Source organism: Dactylosporangium fulvum (assembly GCF_025137375.1).
GTDB classification, from domain to species: Bacteria; Actinomycetota; Actinomycetes; order Mycobacteriales; family Micromonosporaceae; genus Dactylosporangium; species Dactylosporangium fulvum.
In genome coordinates this window covers 9,643,162-9,661,699 of the sequence record NZ_CP073720.1, presented here as the reverse complement: position 1 = coordinate 9,661,699, position 18,538 = coordinate 9,643,162, and the positions used below count along the sequence as shown (strand labels likewise).

20 protein-coding genes and 3 tRNA genes are annotated in these 18,538 nt (G+C 70.0%); 17 read left to right on the top strand and 6 right to left on the bottom strand.

What is annotated here, in order from left to right; all coding sequences use genetic code 11:
* Positions 1-13: 13 nt before the first annotated feature.
* The 6 genes from Dfulv_RS44550 to Dfulv_RS44525 all read right to left on the bottom strand — a co-directional run bounded on the left by Dfulv_RS44550 (position 14) and on the right by Dfulv_RS44525 (position 6,481).
* Positions 14-1,495: an NADH-quinone oxidoreductase subunit N gene (locus Dfulv_RS44550; RefSeq protein WP_259859839.1), complete on the bottom strand. Its 1,482-nt coding sequence runs from the start codon at positions 1,493-1,495 to the stop codon at positions 14-16.
* Positions 1,492-3,006, bottom strand: a complete 1,515-nt coding sequence (locus Dfulv_RS44545) for a complex I subunit 4 family protein (RefSeq protein ID WP_259859838.1) — start codon at positions 3,004-3,006, stop codon at positions 1,492-1,494. Before Dfulv_RS44545 ends, Dfulv_RS44550 begins: the two co-directional genes overlap by 4 nt.
* A complete protein-coding gene (locus Dfulv_RS44540; protein ID WP_259859837.1) occupies positions 3,003-4,850 on the bottom strand; it encodes an NADH-quinone oxidoreductase subunit 5 family protein in 1,848 nt (615 codons plus the stop codon). The genes Dfulv_RS44545 and Dfulv_RS44540 overlap by 4 nt, the downstream gene beginning before the upstream one ends.
* Positions 4,847-5,191 carry an NADH-quinone oxidoreductase subunit NuoK gene (gene nuoK / locus Dfulv_RS44535; RefSeq protein ID WP_259859836.1) on the bottom strand — a complete coding sequence of 115 codons (345 nt, stop codon included), beginning with the start codon at positions 5,189-5,191 and terminating at the stop codon, positions 4,847-4,849. Before nuoK ends, Dfulv_RS44540 begins: the two co-directional genes overlap by 4 nt.
* Positions 5,191-5,700 (bottom strand): NADH-quinone oxidoreductase subunit J family protein, encoded by a 510-nt coding sequence (locus Dfulv_RS44530; RefSeq protein ID WP_259859835.1) that lies wholly within the window; start codon positions 5,698-5,700, stop codon positions 5,191-5,193. Before Dfulv_RS44530 ends, nuoK begins: the two co-directional genes overlap by 1 nt.
* 265 nt (positions 5,701-5,965) lie before the next feature.
* Positions 5,966-6,481 carry a NuoI/complex I 23 kDa subunit family protein gene (locus Dfulv_RS44525; RefSeq protein ID WP_259859834.1) on the bottom strand — a complete coding sequence of 172 codons (516 nt, stop codon included), beginning with the start codon at positions 6,479-6,481 and terminating at the stop codon, positions 5,966-5,968.
* A gap of 63 nt (positions 6,482-6,544) precedes the next feature.
* Here Dfulv_RS44525 and Dfulv_RS44520 point away from each other — a divergent pair, with 63 nt between their 5' ends.
* The 17 genes from Dfulv_RS44520 to rplL all read left to right on the top strand — a co-directional run bounded on the left by Dfulv_RS44520 (position 6,545) and on the right by rplL (position 18,148).
* Positions 6,545-6,760 carry a hypothetical protein gene (locus tag Dfulv_RS44520; protein WP_259859833.1) on the top strand — a complete coding sequence of 72 codons (216 nt, stop codon included), beginning with the start codon at positions 6,545-6,547 and terminating at the stop codon, positions 6,758-6,760.
* Positions 6,761-6,976: 216 nt separating this feature from the next.
* On the top strand, positions 6,977-7,192 hold the full coding sequence (locus Dfulv_RS44515; RefSeq protein WP_259859832.1) for a hypothetical protein: 216 nt from the start codon (positions 6,977-6,979) through the stop codon (positions 7,190-7,192).
* Between the two features lie 132 nt (positions 7,193-7,324).
* The gene (locus Dfulv_RS44510) at positions 7,325-9,784 is read left to right on the top strand and encodes a putative bifunctional diguanylate cyclase/phosphodiesterase (protein ID WP_259859831.1); all 2,460 of its coding nucleotides are present in this window, start codon (positions 7,325-7,327) and stop codon (positions 9,782-9,784) included.
* A 91-nt stretch (positions 9,785-9,875) separates the two neighbouring features.
* Positions 9,876-9,948, top strand: a tRNA-Thr gene (locus Dfulv_RS44505).
* A gap of 32 nt (positions 9,949-9,980) precedes the next feature.
* Positions 9,981-10,053 (top strand) — tRNA-Met (locus Dfulv_RS44500).
* Between the two features lie 98 nt (positions 10,054-10,151).
* On the top strand, positions 10,152-10,319 hold the full coding sequence (rpmG, locus tag Dfulv_RS44495) for a 50S ribosomal protein L33 (RefSeq protein ID WP_259859830.1): 168 nt from the start codon (positions 10,152-10,154) through the stop codon (positions 10,317-10,319).
* Between the two features lie 1,187 nt (positions 10,320-11,506).
* Positions 11,507-11,953: a MaoC family dehydratase N-terminal domain-containing protein gene (locus Dfulv_RS44490; protein ID WP_259859829.1), complete on the top strand. Its 447-nt coding sequence runs from the start codon at positions 11,507-11,509 to the stop codon at positions 11,951-11,953.
* Between the two features lies 1 nt (position 11,954).
* The gene (locus Dfulv_RS44485; protein WP_259859828.1) at positions 11,955-12,356 is read left to right on the top strand and encodes a MaoC family dehydratase; all 402 of its coding nucleotides are present in this window, start codon (positions 11,955-11,957) and stop codon (positions 12,354-12,356) included.
* Positions 12,357-12,461: 105 nt separating this feature from the next.
* Positions 12,462-12,534 (top strand) — tRNA-Trp (locus Dfulv_RS44480).
* 299 nt (positions 12,535-12,833) lie between these two features.
* The gene (gene secE / locus Dfulv_RS44475) at positions 12,834-13,307 is read left to right on the top strand and encodes a preprotein translocase subunit SecE (protein ID WP_259859827.1); all 474 of its coding nucleotides are present in this window, start codon (positions 12,834-12,836) and stop codon (positions 13,305-13,307) included.
* A 185-nt stretch (positions 13,308-13,492) separates the two neighbouring features.
* On the top strand, positions 13,493-14,125 hold the full coding sequence (nusG, locus tag Dfulv_RS44470) for a transcription termination/antitermination protein NusG (RefSeq protein WP_406568059.1): 633 nt from the start codon (positions 13,493-13,495) through the stop codon (positions 14,123-14,125).
* A gap of 102 nt (positions 14,126-14,227) precedes the next feature.
* A complete protein-coding gene (rplK, locus tag Dfulv_RS44465; protein WP_259859826.1) occupies positions 14,228-14,659 on the top strand; it encodes a 50S ribosomal protein L11 in 432 nt (143 codons plus the stop codon).
* 68 nt (positions 14,660-14,727) lie between these two features.
* Positions 14,728-15,447: a 50S ribosomal protein L1 gene (rplA, locus tag Dfulv_RS44460; RefSeq protein ID WP_259859825.1), complete on the top strand. Its 720-nt coding sequence runs from the start codon at positions 14,728-14,730 to the stop codon at positions 15,445-15,447.
* A gap of 53 nt (positions 15,448-15,500) precedes the next feature.
* Positions 15,501-16,229, top strand: a complete 729-nt coding sequence (locus tag Dfulv_RS44455) for an ATP-binding cassette domain-containing protein (protein WP_259859824.1) — start codon at positions 15,501-15,503, stop codon at positions 16,227-16,229.
* Positions 16,226-16,918: a hypothetical protein gene (locus tag Dfulv_RS44450; protein ID WP_259859823.1), complete on the top strand. Its 693-nt coding sequence runs from the start codon at positions 16,226-16,228 to the stop codon at positions 16,916-16,918. Before Dfulv_RS44455 ends, Dfulv_RS44450 begins: the two co-directional genes overlap by 4 nt.
* Positions 16,919-17,170: 252 nt before the next feature.
* Entirely contained in the window at positions 17,171-17,719 is a 549-nt protein-coding gene (gene rplJ, locus Dfulv_RS44445; protein WP_259859822.1) for a 50S ribosomal protein L10, read from the top strand.
* A 42-nt stretch (positions 17,720-17,761) separates the two neighbouring features.
* Positions 17,762-18,148, top strand: coding sequence for a 50S ribosomal protein L7/L12 (gene rplL, locus Dfulv_RS44440; RefSeq protein ID WP_259859821.1), 387 nt, complete (start codon positions 17,762-17,764; stop codon positions 18,146-18,148).
* Positions 18,149-18,538 lie beyond the last annotated feature (390 nt).

The following is an 18,538-nucleotide window of genomic DNA, read 5'->3' as shown; positions in this document are numbered from 1 at the left end:
TGCTAGCTGTGAGCTAGCTGAAAGTCTCGGCGGCCCGGAGCACCGCTTCCGGTGCGAAGCCGAGCAGCACCGCGACCACGGCGGCGAGGCCGACAGCGGCGGCGACCGGCCAGGTCACCCGGCTTTTCACCATCTCGGGGGACGGCGCGAACAGGGTCGCTGTCACGCGGACGTAGTAGGCGAGACCGACGACCGCGTTGAGCGCGACGACGATCGCCAGCCAGACGGCGTCGCCGCCGAGCAGCGCGCGCACGACCGCCACCTTCGCGAACAGTCCCGCGAGCCCCGGCGGCAGGCCGGCGAGCCCGGTGAGCGCGATCACGAGGACCGCGGCGATCCAGGGCGAACGGCGGGCCAGCCCGCGGTAGTCGGCGAACTCCCCGCCGTCGTCCGCGCCGCGGACGGCGACCAGCGCGCCGAAGGCGGAGAACTCCAGCACGACGTAGAAGAAGGTGTACGCGATGGTGGCCGCCACGAGCAGCGCGACCGCCTCACCGGAGCGCCCACCGGCGGCGAGCAGCGCGCCGAGCGGGGCGAGCAGGTATCCGGCCTGGGCGACCGACGACCAGGCGAGCAGCCGCACCATACGCCGCTGGCGTAGCGCGACAAGGTTGCCGACCGTCATGCTCAGCACGGCCAGCACGGCGAGGGTGAGACCGGCGGTGGCGAGCACCGGGCGGGCCGCGGACACGCCGACGAGCAGCAGGGCGACCACGCCGCCGAGCTTCGAGGCGGTCGACAGGTAGGCGGCGACCGGCAGCGGCGCCCCGTCGTAGGTCGCCGGCGCCCACGCGTGTGCCGGCACGGCCGCCACCTTGAACCCGAGACCGGTCAGCAGCAGCACGACACCGACCTTGAGCAGCGGCTCGGCGGCGGGTGTCACCTGGCCGCGGGCGATGTCGCCGAAGTGGACGCCACCGGTGGCGGTGAACACGAGCGCGGCGCCGAGCAGCGCCACCGCGGTCGACACCACGCTCACCACGAAAAACGTCACCGCGGCCGAACTGCCGGTCCGCGACCCGCGGCGGAGGCCGACGAGGAGGTACAGCGGCAGCGTCAGCGTCTCGAGCGCGACGATCAGCGTGATCAGGTCGCGGGCACCGCCCAGGACCACGGCGCCGGTGAGCGAGCACGCGAGCAGGAAGCAGTACTCCCCGGCCGGCACCTCACCCGTGCGCAGGAGGGGCACCGACAGCGCGAGGGCGCCGAGGGCGAGCGCGGCGAACAGCCCGGTCACGATCGCCGCGGCCGGGTCGAACACGAGCGAGCACTGATCGGGGCCGACGCAGAACGCGTCGCGGTGCCCCGGGGAGGTGTCGCTGCTGAACCCGATGCCGACGACAACCGCGGCGGCGATGGTGCCCGCCATGCCGAGGGCTGTCGCACCGGCGACGGCGCCGCGCCGTCCCGGGACCACCAGGTCGACGATCAACGCGAGCACCGCCGTGCCGGCGGCCAGGTAGGTGGGCAGCAGCGCCACCTGGTCGATCGTCATCGGCCGAACACCTCCGCGAGCGCCGCCACCGGGTCGGCGGAGTACGACAGGACGATCGGCGGCAGCACGCCGAGCACCAGCGTGAGCGCCACCAGCGGCGACCAGGCCACCAACTCACCCGGGCCGAGACGGGCGGCCGGACCGAGACCAGCGACCGCCGGTGCGGCGGGACCGTGGGTCACCCGGCGCAGCAGCCGCAGGAAGTAGGCGGCGGCCAGGGCCGCGCCGACCGCCGCGAGCACCCCGAGTGTGGTCCACAGCGGCCCACCGCGCTCGAACGCGGCCACCACCGCGAACGCCTCGCCCCAGAACCCGGCCAGGCCGGGCAGGCCCAGCGAGGCGATGGCCGCGTAGGCGAGCACCCCGCTCAGGGCCGGTGCCGTCTCCCGCAGACCGCCGAGCCGGTCAAGGTCGCCGGTGTGCGTGCGGTCCTTGATGCCGCCGGCGATGAAGAACAGCAGGCCGGTCACGATTCCGTGGGCGATGTTGCCGATCAGGGCGGCCTGCAGGCCGGTCGCGGTGAGGGTCGCGATGCCGAGCAGCACGAACCCCATGTGACCGACCGACGAGTACGCGATGAGCCGCTTGAGCTCGGTCTGGGCCAGGCAGACCAGTCCGCCGACGATGATCGCGGCGGTGGCCAGGACGCCCAGGACCGGGGCGCTGCGCTCGGCGCCGTCGGGCGCGACACCGACGGCGACCCGCAGCAGCCCGTAGGTGCCCATCTTCAGCAGGACTCCGGCCAGGACGACCGAGCCGACCGTCGGCGCCTCGGTGTGTGCCGCCGGCAGCCAGGTGTGCAGCGGCCACAGCGGGCTCTTCACCGCGAACGCCGCCGCCAGCAGCACGAACGCGAGCAACTGCAGGCCGCTGGTCATCGGGCGGGTGGCCGGGTCGCTCAGGGCGACGAGGTCACCGGTGCCCGCCGAGGAGACGACCACGAACACGCCGACGAGCAGCAGCACCGAGCCGAAGAGCGTGTAGAGGACGAACTTGCGGGCGGCCCGCCGGCGGTCGGCGCCGCCCCAGACGGCGATCACCGCATACATCGGCAGGAGGACGACCTCGAAGAACACGAAGAACAGCACCAGGTCGAGGGCGAGGAACACTCCGACGATGCCGATCTCGAGCACCAGCAGCAGCGCCACGAGCAGCCGGCCGCGGCCCGGCTCGGGGACCTTCCAGAGGCAGTACGCGCAGCAGAGCAGCGTGAGGAGCGAGGTCAGGAGGACCAGGGGGTAGGAGATGCCGTCGACGCCGAGGTGAAAGCGCAGGCTGAGCGTGGGTGCCCACGGCACGTCGATCTCCGACCAGGGATTGATCCGCGCCCCGGTGCCCGGGTTCCGGACCGGCGCCAGCATCGCGAGCACCACGCCGAAGGTGGCGGCGGCGAACGCGGTGCCGGCGATCCGCCCGGCCCGGTCGAGCCGCTCCGGGAGCCCGGCGGCCAGCAGCGCCCCGATGGCGGGCAGCAGCAGCGCGGCCAGCAGCAGCGTCTGTCCGGTCGTCACCACGACACCCCCAGGACCAGCGCGATGACCGCGGCGAGGACGACGGCCCCGCCGAGCACGGCGGTCGTGGCCCTGGGCAGGGCGGCCGCGTGCACGCGGGCGAGCAGGCCACCGGCGCCACCGGTCGCGGCGCCGACCCCCTCGACGGCGCCGTCGACGAGCCGCTCGTCGGCGCGGCGCATCAGCCGGGCGAGCGCGGTGACCGGGCGGGTGACCAGCGCGTCCTGCACCGCGTCGAGGTAGAAGGCGTTGGCCAGCAGTCTGGTGAACGCGGTGTCGGGCAGAGCCGTGGCCGGGTCGCGACGCCAGTCGAGGAAGGCACCGACGGCCAGCAGCACCAGCGGGATCATCGCCGTGACGGTCAGATGCGCGACCGGCCCGCCGGCACCGAGCCGCCCGCCGAAGCCGGTCAACAGCCCGGCGAACCCGAGCAGCACCGTCGGCACGGCGAGCACCAGCAGCGGCCCGCGCATCGCCCAGGGCGGCTCGTGCGCCGCTTCGGCCGCCGCGGTGCGCGGCTCGCCCAGGAAGGTGCGCCGCCAGAGCCGGGCCGTGTAGGCCGCGGTGACCAGGACCGTGAGGGAGGCCGAGACCAGCACGAGGCCACCGGCCAGGACGGGCAGGAGGCCGTCGCCCGTGTCGGTCGCCGTCCGGTAGGCCGCCTCGATGATCGAGTCCTTGCTCCAGAAACCGGCCAGTGGCGGCAGGCCTGCCAGGGCCGCCAGGGCAAGGGTCATCGTCCAGAAGGTGACCGGCATCCGCTGCCGCAGTCCGCCCATCGCCGCCATCAGGTTGGTGCCCACGGCGTGGATCACCGCCCCGGCGGCGAGGAACAGCAGCGCCTTGAACGCGGCGTGGGTGAGCAGGTGGAACAGGGCCGCCGCGGGCGCGCCGACGGCGAGCGCGCCGGTCATGTAGCCCAACTGGCTCACGGTGGACCAGGCCAGGACCCGCTTGATGTCGTCCTGCCCGAGCGCCGCGAGCGCACCGAGCAGCATCGTGATCGAGGCCATGACCGCGAGCACGACGAGCGCGGCAGTGGAGCGCTCGAACAGCGGGAAGAGCCGGGCGACGACGTAGACCCCGGCGGCGACCATCGTCGCGGCGTGGATCAGCGCGGAGATCGGCGTGGGGCCGGCCATCGCGTCGGGCAACCACGTGTGCAGCGGGAACTGCGCGCTCTTGCCCGCCACCCCGGCCAGCAGCAGCACGCAGGCCGCGGTGACCGTGCCGGCGGGCAGGTCGGCGGCGAACACGTCGGCGATGCGGAAGCTGCCCGCCCGGAGTCCGAGCAGCACGATCCCGAGCAGGAACCCGATGTCGCCGACCCGGGTGACCAGGAACGCCTTGACCGCGGCCCGGGGCGCCTCCGGCAGGCGCCGGTCGTGGCCGATGAGCAGGTAGGAACAGATGCCCATGACCTCCCAGCCGATCAGCAGGGAGATCAGGTCGCCGGAGACGACGACCAGCAGCATCGCCCCGGTGAAGAGGCTGACCTGGGCGGCGTAGGGCGCGTAACGGTTGTCGTCGTGCAGGTAGGCCACCGAGTAGACCTGCACGCACAGCGCGACCACGGTGACCGCGACCGCCACCAGCCCGGCCGGCCCGTCGAGCCAGGTGCCGAACGTCACGGCCAGCCGCCCGAACCTGGCGACCTCGTAGCCCTTGTCCGCCCCCTGTGCGCCGCCGAGGACGACCGCGACCGCGCAGACCAGCGCCGCCGTGGCGCCACCGACGCCGAGCACGGCCGCGGTGCGGCGGGCGGTGCCGCGCAGCAACAGCCCGGCCAGCCCGACCGCTACGGGGATCCCCGGCAGCGCGGCACCGAGCGGATCGACGATCACGCCGACACCTCCACGTCGTCGCCGGCCGGCCGGTTCGGCTCGGTCAGCTCCACCTCGTCGACGCCGACGCTGCGGTGCAGCCGGTAGAGCTGGAGGATCAGCGCAAGGCCTACGCCGATCTCGGCAGCCGCCAGCACGATCACGAACAGCGCGAACGACTGGCCGGCGTGCGGCGCGGCGGCCCGGATGGTGGCGTCGGCGGTGACGAAGACCAGGTTGACCGCGTTGAGCATCAGCTCGACGGCCATCAGCAGCAGCACGGCGTTGCGCCGGACGATGACGCCGTAGACCCCGATGCCGAACAACAGGGCCGCGATGGTGAACGGCAGCACAGGATGCATCAGCGCCGCCTCCCCGAACCGATGTCGGGTCTGGACACGACGATCGCACCCACCAGGGCCGCGAGCAGCAGCACGGAGATCAGCTCGAACGGCAGGACCCAGGTGCGGAACAGCGCCGCGCCGATCCGCTCGGCGGTGCCGGGCTCGGGAAGCGCGACCCGCGACCAGCAGAACGCGTCGATCAGCAGGGCGGCGAGCCCCGCTCCCGCGCCGGCCCCGATGAGCGCACCCGGCCAGCGGACCCGGTCGAGATCGTCGCTGGCGCCGATCGGTGCCCGGGTGAGCATCACCGCGAAGAGCAGCAGGACGACGACGGCCCCGACATAGAGCAGCACCTGGACCCAGGCGACGAGCTCGGCGGTGAGCACCAGATAGAGCCCCGCGATCGCGCCGAGGGCGACGACGAGCCACAACCCGGCCCGCACGACGTGCCGGGTGGTCACCACCAGCAGGCCCGCACCCAGTGCCACCGCACCGAGCGCGGCCATCAGCACATCGGCTGTGGTCATCGCTGCGCCACCCTCATGGCCGACATCCTGCCACCAAGGTCCGACAGGAATCGACCGTCGGGCCCGCAGCGAGATCCGATCGCTACGCTCTGAAGCGGGACACCACGAGGCTCGGCTCGGCACTCATGCCGGACAGTTCCGTCGCCGCCGACTCCGTCTCCTGCATGCCGACGCCGGTCGATTTTCGCTGCCCGGGAGTGTCTCGGCGCCAGTTGGTGGACATTGCGCCGGTTGGTCGTCGCGATCCGCTCCGCCCCCGGATCGGTCAGCCGTCGGTGCGACCGGAGCGTTTCGCGGCGGCGGTCTGCTCCTTGGCGGGCTCGCCGTGCTCGTCGTGGGCCGGCGGCGCGGGCACCGTGGCCACCCACTCCTCGAGCCGGTCCTTCTCGTGCAGCAACTCGCGGATGTCGTGCTCGGCGTATTCGAACTCGGGGGACCAGTGCAGCGCGTCGAACGGGCAGACCTCGACGCAGATCCCGCAGTACATGCACAACGAGAAGTCGATCGCGAACCGGTCGAGCACGTTGCGCTGGCGCGGCCGGGCCGCACCGGGGACCTGTACCTCTTCCTTGTGCGAGTCGATGTAGATGCACCAGTCCGGGCACTCCCGGGCGCACAGCATGCAGACGGTGCAGTTCTCCTCGATCAGCGCGATCACGCCGCGGGAGCGGGGCGGTAGGTCCGGCTCGACGTCCGGGTACTGCTGGGTGTGCGCCCGCTTGGTCATGGTGCCGAGCGTGACGGCGAGTCCCTTGGCGAGGCCCTTCCCCGGAAACTCCATAGCCTTCATCCTACGGGGCGCCAGGACCCGAAAATTGTCGTACACCAGTTCTAATATGTCCCCATGAACTCGAGGCAGTGGTGGAACGGGCGCTGGTCGCGGCTGGTGCGACGGGACGTCTTCGTGCGTAACGCGACGGCCGACAGATGGCAGGTCGAGCTGCGGCGCGGCGGGCCGGAGGGGCGGGTGCGCACCCGGACGTTCGACTCGCAGGTGGCGGCCGTCGAGTGGGTGGAGTCCTCCGTGCTGGATCCTGAATCCGGTTGGCGGGAGGTCTGACCGTCCCGACTCCCCGAGACCCGGAAAAGTTGCCTGGGAGGGGCGTCCGACGAGCTGTTATAGCCGATTCGCCAGAGTTGAAATCGGCCGAAAGGTCGATTCTTCCGTGGGAGCGAGTCATCCTGGCCGTCGCTCTGTTGGTAGATGCGTGGGCTGTGGCACGATCGTGGGTAACCAAACCGGACCAGGTGTCACTGCAACGCATAGGAGCGACTGATGCGCGACAAGATGCTCGGCCGGTGGGTGTTCCGTCTGGCGGTGACGATGGGCGTGAGTGTTGCCGCCCTTGGTGTCTCTGCATTGTCGGCGCAGGCCGCCGACGCTTCATCGGCCCGGTTCACTTCGGTCTCGGGCGTGGTGACGATCATCGGTGGGACGCCCATCGGCCAGCAGGACCACCTCTTCGTGACAGAGGATTACAGCTGGGACTGACGCAACGGTCGTTCGGCTGACCGTGGCCCTGTGCCCGGGTGATTGGGGAATGGGGTGCCAGCTCCGAAGAGGCCGGTCAGCCGAACCGACCGCTATGCCTGGCTGATCACCGGGCCGCTGTTTGTCCTGGGTGTGCTGCTTTCGCTCCCGGTGATGTTCTCCGACCGGGTCAAGGAGCTCGATCACGACATCCAGTTCGTGCCGGTCCTGCTGCTGCTCGCCGTGCTCGCCACGCACATGCAGTTGCGGTTCGACGTGCGTCGGCAGGGGCTCGTCGCCCATCTGAACGACATTCCGGTCCTGCTCACGCTGTTCTACCTGTCGCCGTTGCTCGCCATCGCCGTGCGGCTGGTTGCCGGCCTGATCTGGAGCGTGTCGACCGCCCGGCTCGATCCGCACAAGGTCACCTTCAACGCGGCGGGCCACATCGCCAGCGTGGCCGCGGCCAATCTCGTTGTTCTCCAACTGGGTCTCGGCGAGGCCGGTGACCCATGGACGTGGTTCGTGCTCGGCGCGGCGATCGTCGCCGGCAACATCGTCTCCTTGACGGCGATCTCGGGCGTCATGGCGGTGCTCCAGGGGCCCGCCTATCTTCCGCAGTTCCTGCGCACGGCGGTGCCCACGTTCGCGGTCGTGGGCGTCAACATCGTCATCGGCCTGGTCATGCTGCTGACGCTCCACGCGAGCAAGTGGGCGAGCATCCTGCTGGTCGCCTTGGCGGCGGTGCTCGCCGTCGCCTATCAGGCATATGCGCAGTTCCTCCGGCAGCACAAGAGCCTCACCGAGATGTACGCGCTGACCCAGGACGTCGCGACCACCAACCACGACGGGACCCTGCCCGACGTGCTCCTCGCCCGGGTCCGCGCGCTGCTGGCGGCCGACTCCGCGACGCTGTGGGTGCCCGCGCAGGGGCGTCACCAGGAGTTGCTGCTCTCCGCCCGGTTCGACTACCAGGGCCTGCTCGACAACGCGCCGACGCCCGACCTGTTCCGTCAGATGGCGATGCGGACCGGAGGTACGGTCGCGGTCGGGCCGAAGATCGGCGACGCGGAGCTGCGCTCGGTGCTGCAGGACGCCGGGGTGAAGGACATCATCGTGGTGCCGCTGCGGTCCAGCGGCGTGATGGTCGGCACACTCGAGGTCGCCGGCCGGCTGGGGGAGCGCACCGCCTTCGGTGCCGAGGACCAGCAGCTGCTGGAGACGCTGTCCGCGCACGTCGGCGTGGCCGTCGAGAACAGCCGCCTGGTCGACCGGTTGCAGTACGACGCCAACCACGACGCGCTGACCGGGCTCGCCAACCGGCGCCGGATGCTGGAGGCGCTCGGCGAGGCGATGACCGGCCGCGGGCCGCGCGAGGTCGTCGCGGTCCTGCTCTTCGACGTCGTCGCGTTGCGCCAGGTCAACGACTCGCTCGGGCACGCTGCCGGCGACAAGGTGCTCATCGAGGTCGCCCGTCGGCTGCGCGGCCTGGCCCCACAGGGAGCCCTCGTGGCGCGGGTCGGCGACGACGAGTTCGCGGTCGAGCTGCGCACCGCCAACGCCGACGCTGCCGTGACCGTTGCCGACACCCTGCGCGCCGGGCTGCGCGACCGGATGGTGATCGAGATGCTCACCATCGACATCGACACCAACGTCGGTGTCTCGATCTATCCCGACCACGGCACGGAGCCCGAGGTGCTTCTCCAGCGGGCGCACGTGGCGACCCACGCCGCCAAGTCCCGCGGGGTCGTCCAGTTGTTCAACGCCGGGCTGCAGTCCAGGTCGGTCCGCCGGGTCGGGCTCGCCGCCGACCTCCAGGCGGCCCTGACGTCCGGTGAGCTCGAGGTGTACTTCCAGCCGAAGGTCGCCCTGAAGGACCGCCGGCTGGTCGGCGTCGAGTGCCTCGCCCGCTGGGAGCACCCGGTGCACGGCCAGGTGGCGCCGCCCGACTTCGTGGCCGTCGCGGAGCACACCGGCCAGCTGGCCCGGCTCAACGGCGTGGTCCTGCGGGAAGGCGTCCGCCGGGCCCGGGAGTGGGCCGACGCGGGCCGTCCGCTGTCGGTGGCCGTCAACCTCTCGGCGCGGACCCTGAGCGACGCCGACCTGCCGCTGCAGATCTCCGAGCTGCTCGACGAGCACGGCGTGCCCGCCGACCGGCTCATCCTGGAGATCTCCGAGGAGGAGGAGCTGCTGGGCGGCGGCCGGAGCCTGCCGGTGCTCAACCGGCTCCGCGACCTCGGCGTCCGGCTCTCCGTCGACGACTTCGGCGCCGGGCGCGTGTCGTTCGCCGACCTCAGCCGCCTGCCGGTGCAGGAGGTCAAGATCGACCGTACGTTCGTGCAGGGCATGGCCACGTCACCCAGCGATCTCGCGATCGTGCGTACGATCGTCGACATGGCCGACCACTTCGGCCTCGCGGTCGTCGCCGAGGGGGTCGAGAGCGAGCTGACCCTGGGGCTGCTCGAGGACATGAGCTGCGACATGGGGCAGGGGTTCCTGTTCAGTCGCGCGCTGCCGTACGACCGCTTCGAATCCTGGCTCCAGGTGCAGACGGACGCCGATCCGACCATCGCCCCGGCAGGGGAGGTTCGCTGGTTGCGAGCCGTTCCATAGGGCGAGCAACCGAAAGTGGGGAACTCGATTTCGTGCCCGGGCGGGGGCCGTGTACGCTTAGCGGGCGCCTGTGCGGGAACGCACCTGACGCGCCCCCTTAGCTCAGTCGGCAGAGCGTCTCCATGGTAAGGAGAAGGTCTACGGTTCGATTCCGTAAGGGGGCTCGAGACCGGGCTTGAGGCATCGAGTCCGCCGCGGCGGTGTAGCTCAGATGGCAGAGCAAGCGGCTCATAATCGCTGTGTCGCCGGTTCAAGTCCGGCCACCGCTACAGAAGCACCATAGGACGCCCAATTGGGCGTCCGTCTGTGTGAGCCGCTATGCTGGTTCGCTGGATCTGACTCCCCGCTTGAAGGAAGGCACTTCGCCATGGCCAAGGCGACCGACGTTCGTCCGAAGATCACGCTGGCGTGCACGGAGTGCAAAGAGCGCAACTACATCACCAAGAAGAACCGCCGTAACGATCCGGACCGCATTGAGCTGAAGAAGTTCTGCCCGCGCGATGGCAAGCACACCATCCACCGCGAGACCCGGTAGTCGTTCGACGACTTTTCCAACAGCGCCCCTGCCGCCGGCCGGGGCGCTGTTCGTTTGCGTAGCTGAGCGGTTGACGGGCCGTGGACGCGTCCGGGTGATCCGCACCGTCCCGGCCGGGCAGTGGTTGCGGCGGCTGGGCCCAGACACAGTGCTCGTCACGAGGCCACAGCGGCCGCTCGCGAGCGCGGCGGGCGCGGCGACGGTCGCGAGGCTGCTGCCACAGCGGCGCGGGCGGGCACGGCGGAGGCCCAGGCGCGGTGACGGCTGCGAGGTCGCTGTCACGGTGGCGCGGGCGGCATGGCAGTAGCCGCGGAGCCGCAGGCGTGGTGATGGTCGCGAGGCCGCTGCCACAGCGGCGCGGGCCAGCACAGCGGAAGCCGTGGGCGCGGTGATGGGCGCGAGGTCGCTGCCACAGCGGCGCGAGCCGGCACGGCGGAAGCCGCGGAGCCGAAAGGCGCGGCGACGGTCGCAAGACCACTGCCACGACGGCGCGGGCGAGACGACGGGCATGGCGGGAGCCGCGAGGCCGCGGGCGCGACCGAGGCAGCCGGGGAGCGGCGATCAGCAGGCGGTCGCCAGCCGGCCGTGACTCACGATCGTGGAGTTTCTTCGGTGTCCCAGGAGCCTGTTGCGCAATTCGCTGGGACAGCGTTGGCGGCCCAACTACGCGCCGATCTTGGAGTTGTGGCGCCATGAACCTCCGAATTTGTCCGGATTTGTCAAGGACCACAACTCCAAGATCGGCGCGGTTGTCGGGGTTGACGCGAGAGGGATCCGAATTGCGCAACAGGCTCCCAGGCCCCGAAAAGTTCCACGATCATGAGCCTCCAGCGCAGCGGAGCTGTAAACGGACATCAAAGCGGACCGAAACGGGTCGCATCCGACTGTCCATGATCGTGGGAAGCTTCGTGCCGTCCAGGCAGCACGAAGTTTCCCACGATCATGAGCGGCCGCGTCCCGGCCGCGCGCCCGCTGTCACGACGGCGCGATGACGGTCGGAAGATCGCTGTCGCGAAGTGGGCCAGGAGGCCCAGCGGCAAGACAGCGATCATGAGGTGGCAGGTGCGAGCCGGTCCGCACCTCATCCACGTGTGAACAGCCACCAGACCGACAGTCACCCGGCCGTCCGGTGGCGGTGCGGAAGACTGTTGCGAGCGCACGGGCGGCGGCCAGGTAAGTTGCACACCATGCCGTTGGATCAGTCGTACCTGGGCCGGGTGTTCCCGCCGACCCCGCCATATGAGGTGGGCCGCGAGAAGATCCGGGAGTTCGCCGACGCCGTCTTCGCCACCGATCCGGTGCACCGCGATCTCGCCGAAGCGCGCGCCAAGGGGTACACCGACGTCATCGCCCCGCCGACGTTCGCGATCATCCTCAGCCAGAACGCCGGCCAGCAGCTCGTCGACGACGAGGCCTTCGGCATGGACTACAGCCGGGTCGTGCACGGCGGGCAGACGTTCCGGTATGAGCGCCCGATCGTCGCCGGCGACCACCTGGTCACGGTCATGACCGTGGAGGAGATCAGCAGCCGTGCGGGGCACGACTTCCTGACGACCCGCCACGAGGTGTCGACCGTCGACGGTGAGGGCGTCGTGACCATCTGGACCCGGCTCGTGATCCGAGGGGAAGGCTGAGATGCAGGTCGGCACCGAGTTTCCGCCCCAGACCTTCCAGGTCACGCGCGCCGACCTGGTCCGCTACGCGGGCGCGTCCGGCGACTTCAACCCCATCCACTGGAGCGACCGGGTCGCCACCTCGGTCGGCCTGCCCGGAGTGATCGCCCACGGCATGCTCACCATGGCGCTCGCCGGCCAGGCGGTCGCCTACTGGGTGGGCGACACCGCGTCGATCGTTGAATATTCCACCCGGTTCGCCAATCCGGTGGTCGTCCCCGACGACGACAAGGGCACCGAGATCGTGGTGACCGGTGTCGTGAAGAAGCAGCTCGAGGACGGGTTGATGCAGATCGACATCGCCGCGACCTGCCACGGGGAGAAAGTCCTGGGAGCCGCGAAGGCACTCGTAAGAGGTCGGTAGAGGGGGGTGGTTGGGAAACTCCGACCCGAACCCGTACACTGGTCCGCCGTGGGGTGAGGAACCCGACATCAGGCTTGCCCGATGTCGTGGTTTCGATCTTCACGAAGGGGTGTGGCGCAATTGGTAGCGCAGCGGTCTCCAAAACCGCAGGTTGCAGGTTCGAGTCCTGTCGCCCCTGCGCCGAAGGCCTGACCTGGGTCTCGTGCGCCCGATCCGCAGATCGGGACGACGACCGCAGCGGTCACGGTTCGTCCTACCGCGTGCCGCCGGCTTCATGCCGGTGGTCCGGCTAGGTCGAGACCGTCGGTCGTGCGATCGAGACCGGTGGTTCTGCGGTCGCGGGCCGGTGGTCCTGTGGGTGCGACCCACAGCGCCTCGGTCGGCGACCGGTGGTCCTGCTGGGTCGCAAGAGGCCCGGGGTCTTGCCGTCGGTTGTGCACGGACCGAGCACTCGCGAGATCACGGAAGAGGGCGAAAGTGGCCGAACGCAGGCGACGCGGGACCGACCCCGCCGACGATCGCCGTGAAGAGGAGCTCAGCGCCGAAGACGCCGCCATCGAGGAAGAGTTCGCCGACGAGCTGGACGACCTCGATACCGCAGACGTCGACGATGAGCTCGACGACGCCGACAGTGACACCGCGCGTGCGACGAAGAACGGCCGTGCCAAGGACACCAAGTCCAAGGACCTGAAGACCAAGGACCTGGACAAGAAGACGACCAAGGTCAAAGAGGGCCGCTCCAACAACATCTTCGCGCGGCTCATCAACTTCATCCGCGAGGTCGTCGCCGAGCTGCGTAAGGTTATCTGGCCGACCCGCAAGGAGCTGACCACCTACACCCTCGTCGTGGTGGTGTTCGTGATCGTCATGCTCGCGATCGTCGCCGGGCTCGACTACGGCTTCGCCAAGGCGGTGCTCTGGGCGTTCGGCAACGGCAGCGCTGACGAGTAACGCTCGAAAAGAGTAGAACGAGCGGCCGGCGACCATGAGCCGGACGGGGGCGGCGCGGGGGCGACAGCCCGCGGCGGTGGCCGGTAGCGCCAACGGGGCGCGAACAGAAGACGGAAGTGAGCAGCGTGCAGGAATTCGACGAGACGCCCGGGACCGACGACGAGCAGCACGAGGAAACGTCGACGGTGTTGACGGCCGCCAACGCGAACGTGGCGACCGACACCGAGGACCCTGTCGCCGAGCTGCGTGCCGCACTGCGTTTCGCGCCCGGCGACTGGTACGTGGTGCACTCCTACGCCGGTTACGAGAACAAGGTCAAGACCAACCTCGAGACCCGGATCACGAGCCTCGACATGGAGGAGTACATCTACCAGGTCGAGGTCCCGACTCGTGAAGAGGTCGAGATCAAGAACGGCAAGCGCACTCAGGTGCAGAACAAGGTCTTTCCGGGCTACATCCTGGTCCGGATGGAGCTGACCCCGGAGTCGTATTCCTGCGTGCGCAACACGCCGGGTGTCACCGGCTTCGTGGGTGCGACCGACCGCGCCGACCGCCCGGCGCCCCTGTCGCTCGACGAGGTCCTGAAGTGGCTGGCCCCGGCCGTGCAGCAGGAGGGCAAGAAGCCCGGCAAGCCCGAGGTCAAGGTCCTCGACTTCGAGGTCGGCGACTCGGTCACCGTCACCGACGGCGCCTTCGCCTCGCTGCAGGCGACGATCAGCGAGATCAACGCCGACCAGCAGAAGCTGAAGGTGCTGGTGTCGATCTTCGGTCGTGAGACCCCGGTCGAGCTCAACTTCAACCAGGTCACGAAGATCTAATTCCGCTGCGGTACGCTTGAGCGTCCGGCCCGAGATGCCGGGCGCTCACGCGTGCGTGAAAACAGCACGACCCAATTCCAGCCCAGGAAGACGAAAGCAGCCATGCCTCCGAAGAAGAAGCTCGTCAAGACCTTCACGCTTCAGTTGCCGGCAGGCCAGGCCACCCCGGCGCCGCCGGTCGGCCCCGCCCTCGGTCAGCACGGTGTGAACATCATGGAGTTCGTCAAGGCGTACAACGCCCAGACGGAGTCCCAGCGCGGTGACATCATCCCGGCGCAGATCAGCGTCTACGAGGACCGGACCTTCACGTTCATCCTCAAGACCCCGCCCGCCGCCCGCCTGCTGCTCAAGGCCGCCGGTGTGGCCAAGGGTTCCGGCGTGCCGCAGCGGGACAAGGTCGGCTCGATCACCAAGGCCCAGCTGCGTGAGGTCGCCGAGAAGAAGATGGCCGACCTCAACGCCAACGACATCGAAGAGGCCGAGAAGATCATCGCCGGCACCGCCCGCTCCATGGGCATCGTCGTCAAGGACTGACACCGGATCACGTGGGAGGGCGACCCGTCGAGGCGCCCGCACGATCACCACAGGAGTGAAGAGCCAGAATGTCGCAGCACGGTAAGAACTACCGCAAGGTCGTCGAGCTCGTCGACCGCAACGCGCTGTACAGCCCCGCCGTCGCCGTCAAGCTCGCCAAGCAGACGTCGACCGTCAAGTTCGACCCCACCGTCGAGGTGGCCATGCGTCTGGGCGTCGACCCGCGCAAGGCCGACCAGATGGTCCGCGGCACGGTGAACCTGCCGCACGGCACCGGCAAGACCGCCCGCGTCATCGTCTTCGCGCAGGGCGCCAAGGCCGCCGAGGCCGAGGCCGCCGGCGCCGACGCTGTGGGCACCGACGACCTCGTCGCCCGGATCCAGGAAGGCTGGCTGGAGTTCGACGCGGCGATCGCGACGCCCGACCAGATGGCCAAGATCGGCCGGATCGCGCGGATCCTGGGCCCGCGCGGCCTGATGCCGAACCCGAAGACGGGCACGGTCACGATGGACGTCACCAAGGCGGTCAACGAGATCAAGGGTGGCAAGATCACCTACCGCGTTGACAAGCACTCGAACCTGCACCTGATCATCGGCAAGGCCAGCTTCACCGATCAGCAGCTGGTCGAGAACTACGCCGCGGTCCTCGAAGAGGTCAACCGGGCCAAGCCTTCGGCGGCCAAGGGCAAGTACCTCAAGAAGATCTTCATCACCACCACCATGGGCCCGGGCATCCCGGTCGACCCGAACCGCACGCGCAACCTCCTCGAGGACGACGCCGCGGAGTAACCCGCAAAACAGCAGGGCAACCCGGGACAGCGTGTCTATGGCACGCTGTCCCGGTGCTTTTGCAGGACGTCTGGTTTCGATACGGCCGAAAGGCGCCCTGGACACTGCGCGGCGTCGACCTGCACCTGCCGCCGGGTGAGGTGGCCGTCGTCGAGGGCCCCAACGGGGCCGGTAAATCGACGCTGCTCCAGGTCGTGGCGGGCATCCTGCGCCCCGACTGTGGCACGATCAGCGACCGGCCGGCCGTGGTCGGGTGGGTGCCGGAGCGTTTCCCTGCCGATCAGCCGTTCACCGCTCGCACGCATCTGCGCCACATGGCGGCGATCCGCGGCCTCGACGGCACCGCGGACATCGAGCGGTGGGCACGCCGGCTGCACTTCGCCAACTTCCTCGACGTGCGGCTGAGCCGGCTGTCGAAGGGCTCCGCGCAGAAGGTCGGCCTGGTCCAGGCCCTGCTCACACCGCCCGGCCTCCTGGTGCTCGACGAGCCGTGGGAGGGGCTTGACGCGCAGACCCGCGAGCAGGTGCCCGGCATCGTCGCGGAGGTCGTCGAGCGCGGAGGATCGGTGCTGGTCAGTGACCATCTCGGCGAGGTCGCGCGCCTGCCGCACGCACGCCGCTGGCACGTCCGCGACGGCGAGGTCGCCGAGGGGGAGCGGCCCGCCGGTCGGCAGGTGATCGAAGTGGCGGTGGCGTCCGCGGACGCGCCGGCCGCCGTCGCGCGGTTGCGCGCCGAGGGTTTTGACATCGTGGGTGTACGTGACGAGGCCGCGACCCGATGATCGCTTTGGCTCGCATGCGACTGGCCGGCTTCGTGCAGACCGGCCGGGCCGGCGCCCCGCTGCTGGCGGCGCTGGTGGTGCTCTCGGTGCTCTACGGCGGCGGGCAGGCGCAGGCCGGGGAGGCCTACGGAGTCTCCGCCGCGGTCCTGTTCGCGGTCCTCGCCTGGCAGACGAAGATCCTCCTCGACGTCGAGCCCGACGTGCAGCGGCGGCTGAGCCGCGTGGCGGTCGGTGGCGCCGGCAGGGAGATCACCGCAGGGGTCGTGGCGGCGGCCCTGGCCGGTCTTCCGGTCATCCTGATCGCGCTGGTCCTGCCGTGGGCGGTGGGCGGCGTGACGGGCCCGGAGAAGGCCGGCGACCCGTCGCTCGGCGAGGGCGTCGCGCTCGGCGTCTGGGCCCATCTGCTGCTCCTGCTGCCGGCGGTGGGACTCGGCGCCTTGGCCAGCCGTGCGGTGGCCGGCCAGGCGGCCCGCGGCCTGGCGGTCCTCGTCGGCGGGCTGGTGCTGGCGATCGTCCTCGGCCTGAAAAGCTCACCGGCACCGTGGCTCGCGCCCCCGGTGATGACGACCGCCCGGGAAACGGTCGGCGGCGCGGACCTGGCGGCACTGGCCGTGGCGACCGCCTGGGGCGTTCTGTGGACCGCAGTGGTGATCAGCATTTATGCGAGGTTGCGCCTGAGCCGGCCGTGATTTGGTCGCGCCGGATCCGCCATGTATAAATAAAGCGAAACCCGAAGACCGCTGGTCACATCTCCCTGCCGAAAAGCGGGGGATGTCGAAGGTCCCGCATCAACGCGGGCGACCCGCGCAGGGCCGCAACAAAGCGAACGTCGGCGCCACTGTGCGCCCTCCGAAGCCCCGTGCGCCCCTGCGCCGGGGCGTTTTTCGTTGCTGCGGATCGCCGGCAGGTGACCAGCACCGAAGCAAGGAGAGAGGAGGGACATGGCGGACAAGCCGGTTCGAGACGACAAGGCCACCGCGGTCGCGGAGCTCACCGAAGCCTTCCGTGGTTCGACGGCCACCGTGCTGACCGAGTACCGCGGCCTGACCGTGGCGCAGCTCAAGACCCTGCGTCGCAGCCTGGGCCGTGAGACCACGTACGCCGTCGCGAAGAACACGCTCGCGAAGCGTGCCGCGACGGACGCTGGCATCAGCGGTCTCGACGATTTGTTCACCGGTCCTACCGCGCTCGCCTTCGTCTCCGGCGACCCGGTCGAGGCGGCGAAGGGCCTGCGTGAGTTCGCGAAGGCCCACCCGCTGCTCGTCATCAAGGGCGGCGTGTTCGAAGGCAAGGCCATCAGCGCGGACGAGGTCCGTCGCCTGGCCGACCTCGAGTCTCGTGAGGTGCTGCTGGCCAAGCTGGCCGGCGCCATGAAGGGCAGCCTCAGCAAGGCTGCGGCGCTGTTCCAGGCGCCGCTGTCGAAGACGGCCCGCACCGTGGCGGCTCTGCAGGAAAAGCGCGAGAAGGAATCCGGCGGCGCGGCCGAATAGGCCGGTGCCCCACATCACACTTTCTGAAAGGAACCCGCCACCATGGCGAAGCTGAGCACCCAGGAACTCCTCGACGCGTTCAAGGAGATGACCCTCATCGAGCTCTCCGAGTTCGTGAAGGAGTTCGAGACCACCTTCGACGTCACCGCTGCCGCCCCCGTCGCGATTGCCGCGGCCGGCCCGGCCGGTGCCGCTGCTGCCCCCGAGGTCGAGGAGCAGACCGAGTTCGACGTCATCCTCGAGAGTGACGGCGGCAAGAAGATCCAGGTCATCAAGGTCGTGCGTGAGCTGACCGGCCTGGGCCTGAAGGAGGCCAAGGACCTCGTCGAGGCCGCGCCGAAGGCGGTCCTCGAGAAGGCCAACAAGGACAGCGCCGACAAGGCCAAGGCGAAGCTCGAGGCCGAGGGCGCCAAGGTCACCCTCAAGTAGTCTGGCCCATCGCCACGAGGGCGGCCGCCGGGATTCCGGCGGCCGCCCTTCGCGTTTGCCGGGTGGCTTCCAGGTGTAAGGACCCAAGATCTAGGGGTATCCACCACAACACTTAGTGGTTGGAGTGCGAGATATCTGTCACGGTGCCCCGACGCGCGTGGGAACCCTTGACGCGATGACCAGCGGCCAGGCACGCTAATCAGGCACTGCCTTCCGCGGACGCGGCGGCCAGCGGCCCGACCGATGCGCCCCGACCCTTCTTGGGTTCGGTTCTGAGCGCCTCGACTGGTGAAGCCGCAGGCCACGGCCGACGCGAGCGGCTCGGCCGGTGGGAAAACGATCTTCGGAAAAGATCGTTTGAAACATCGTGCACGAGACCGCTCGACAGCG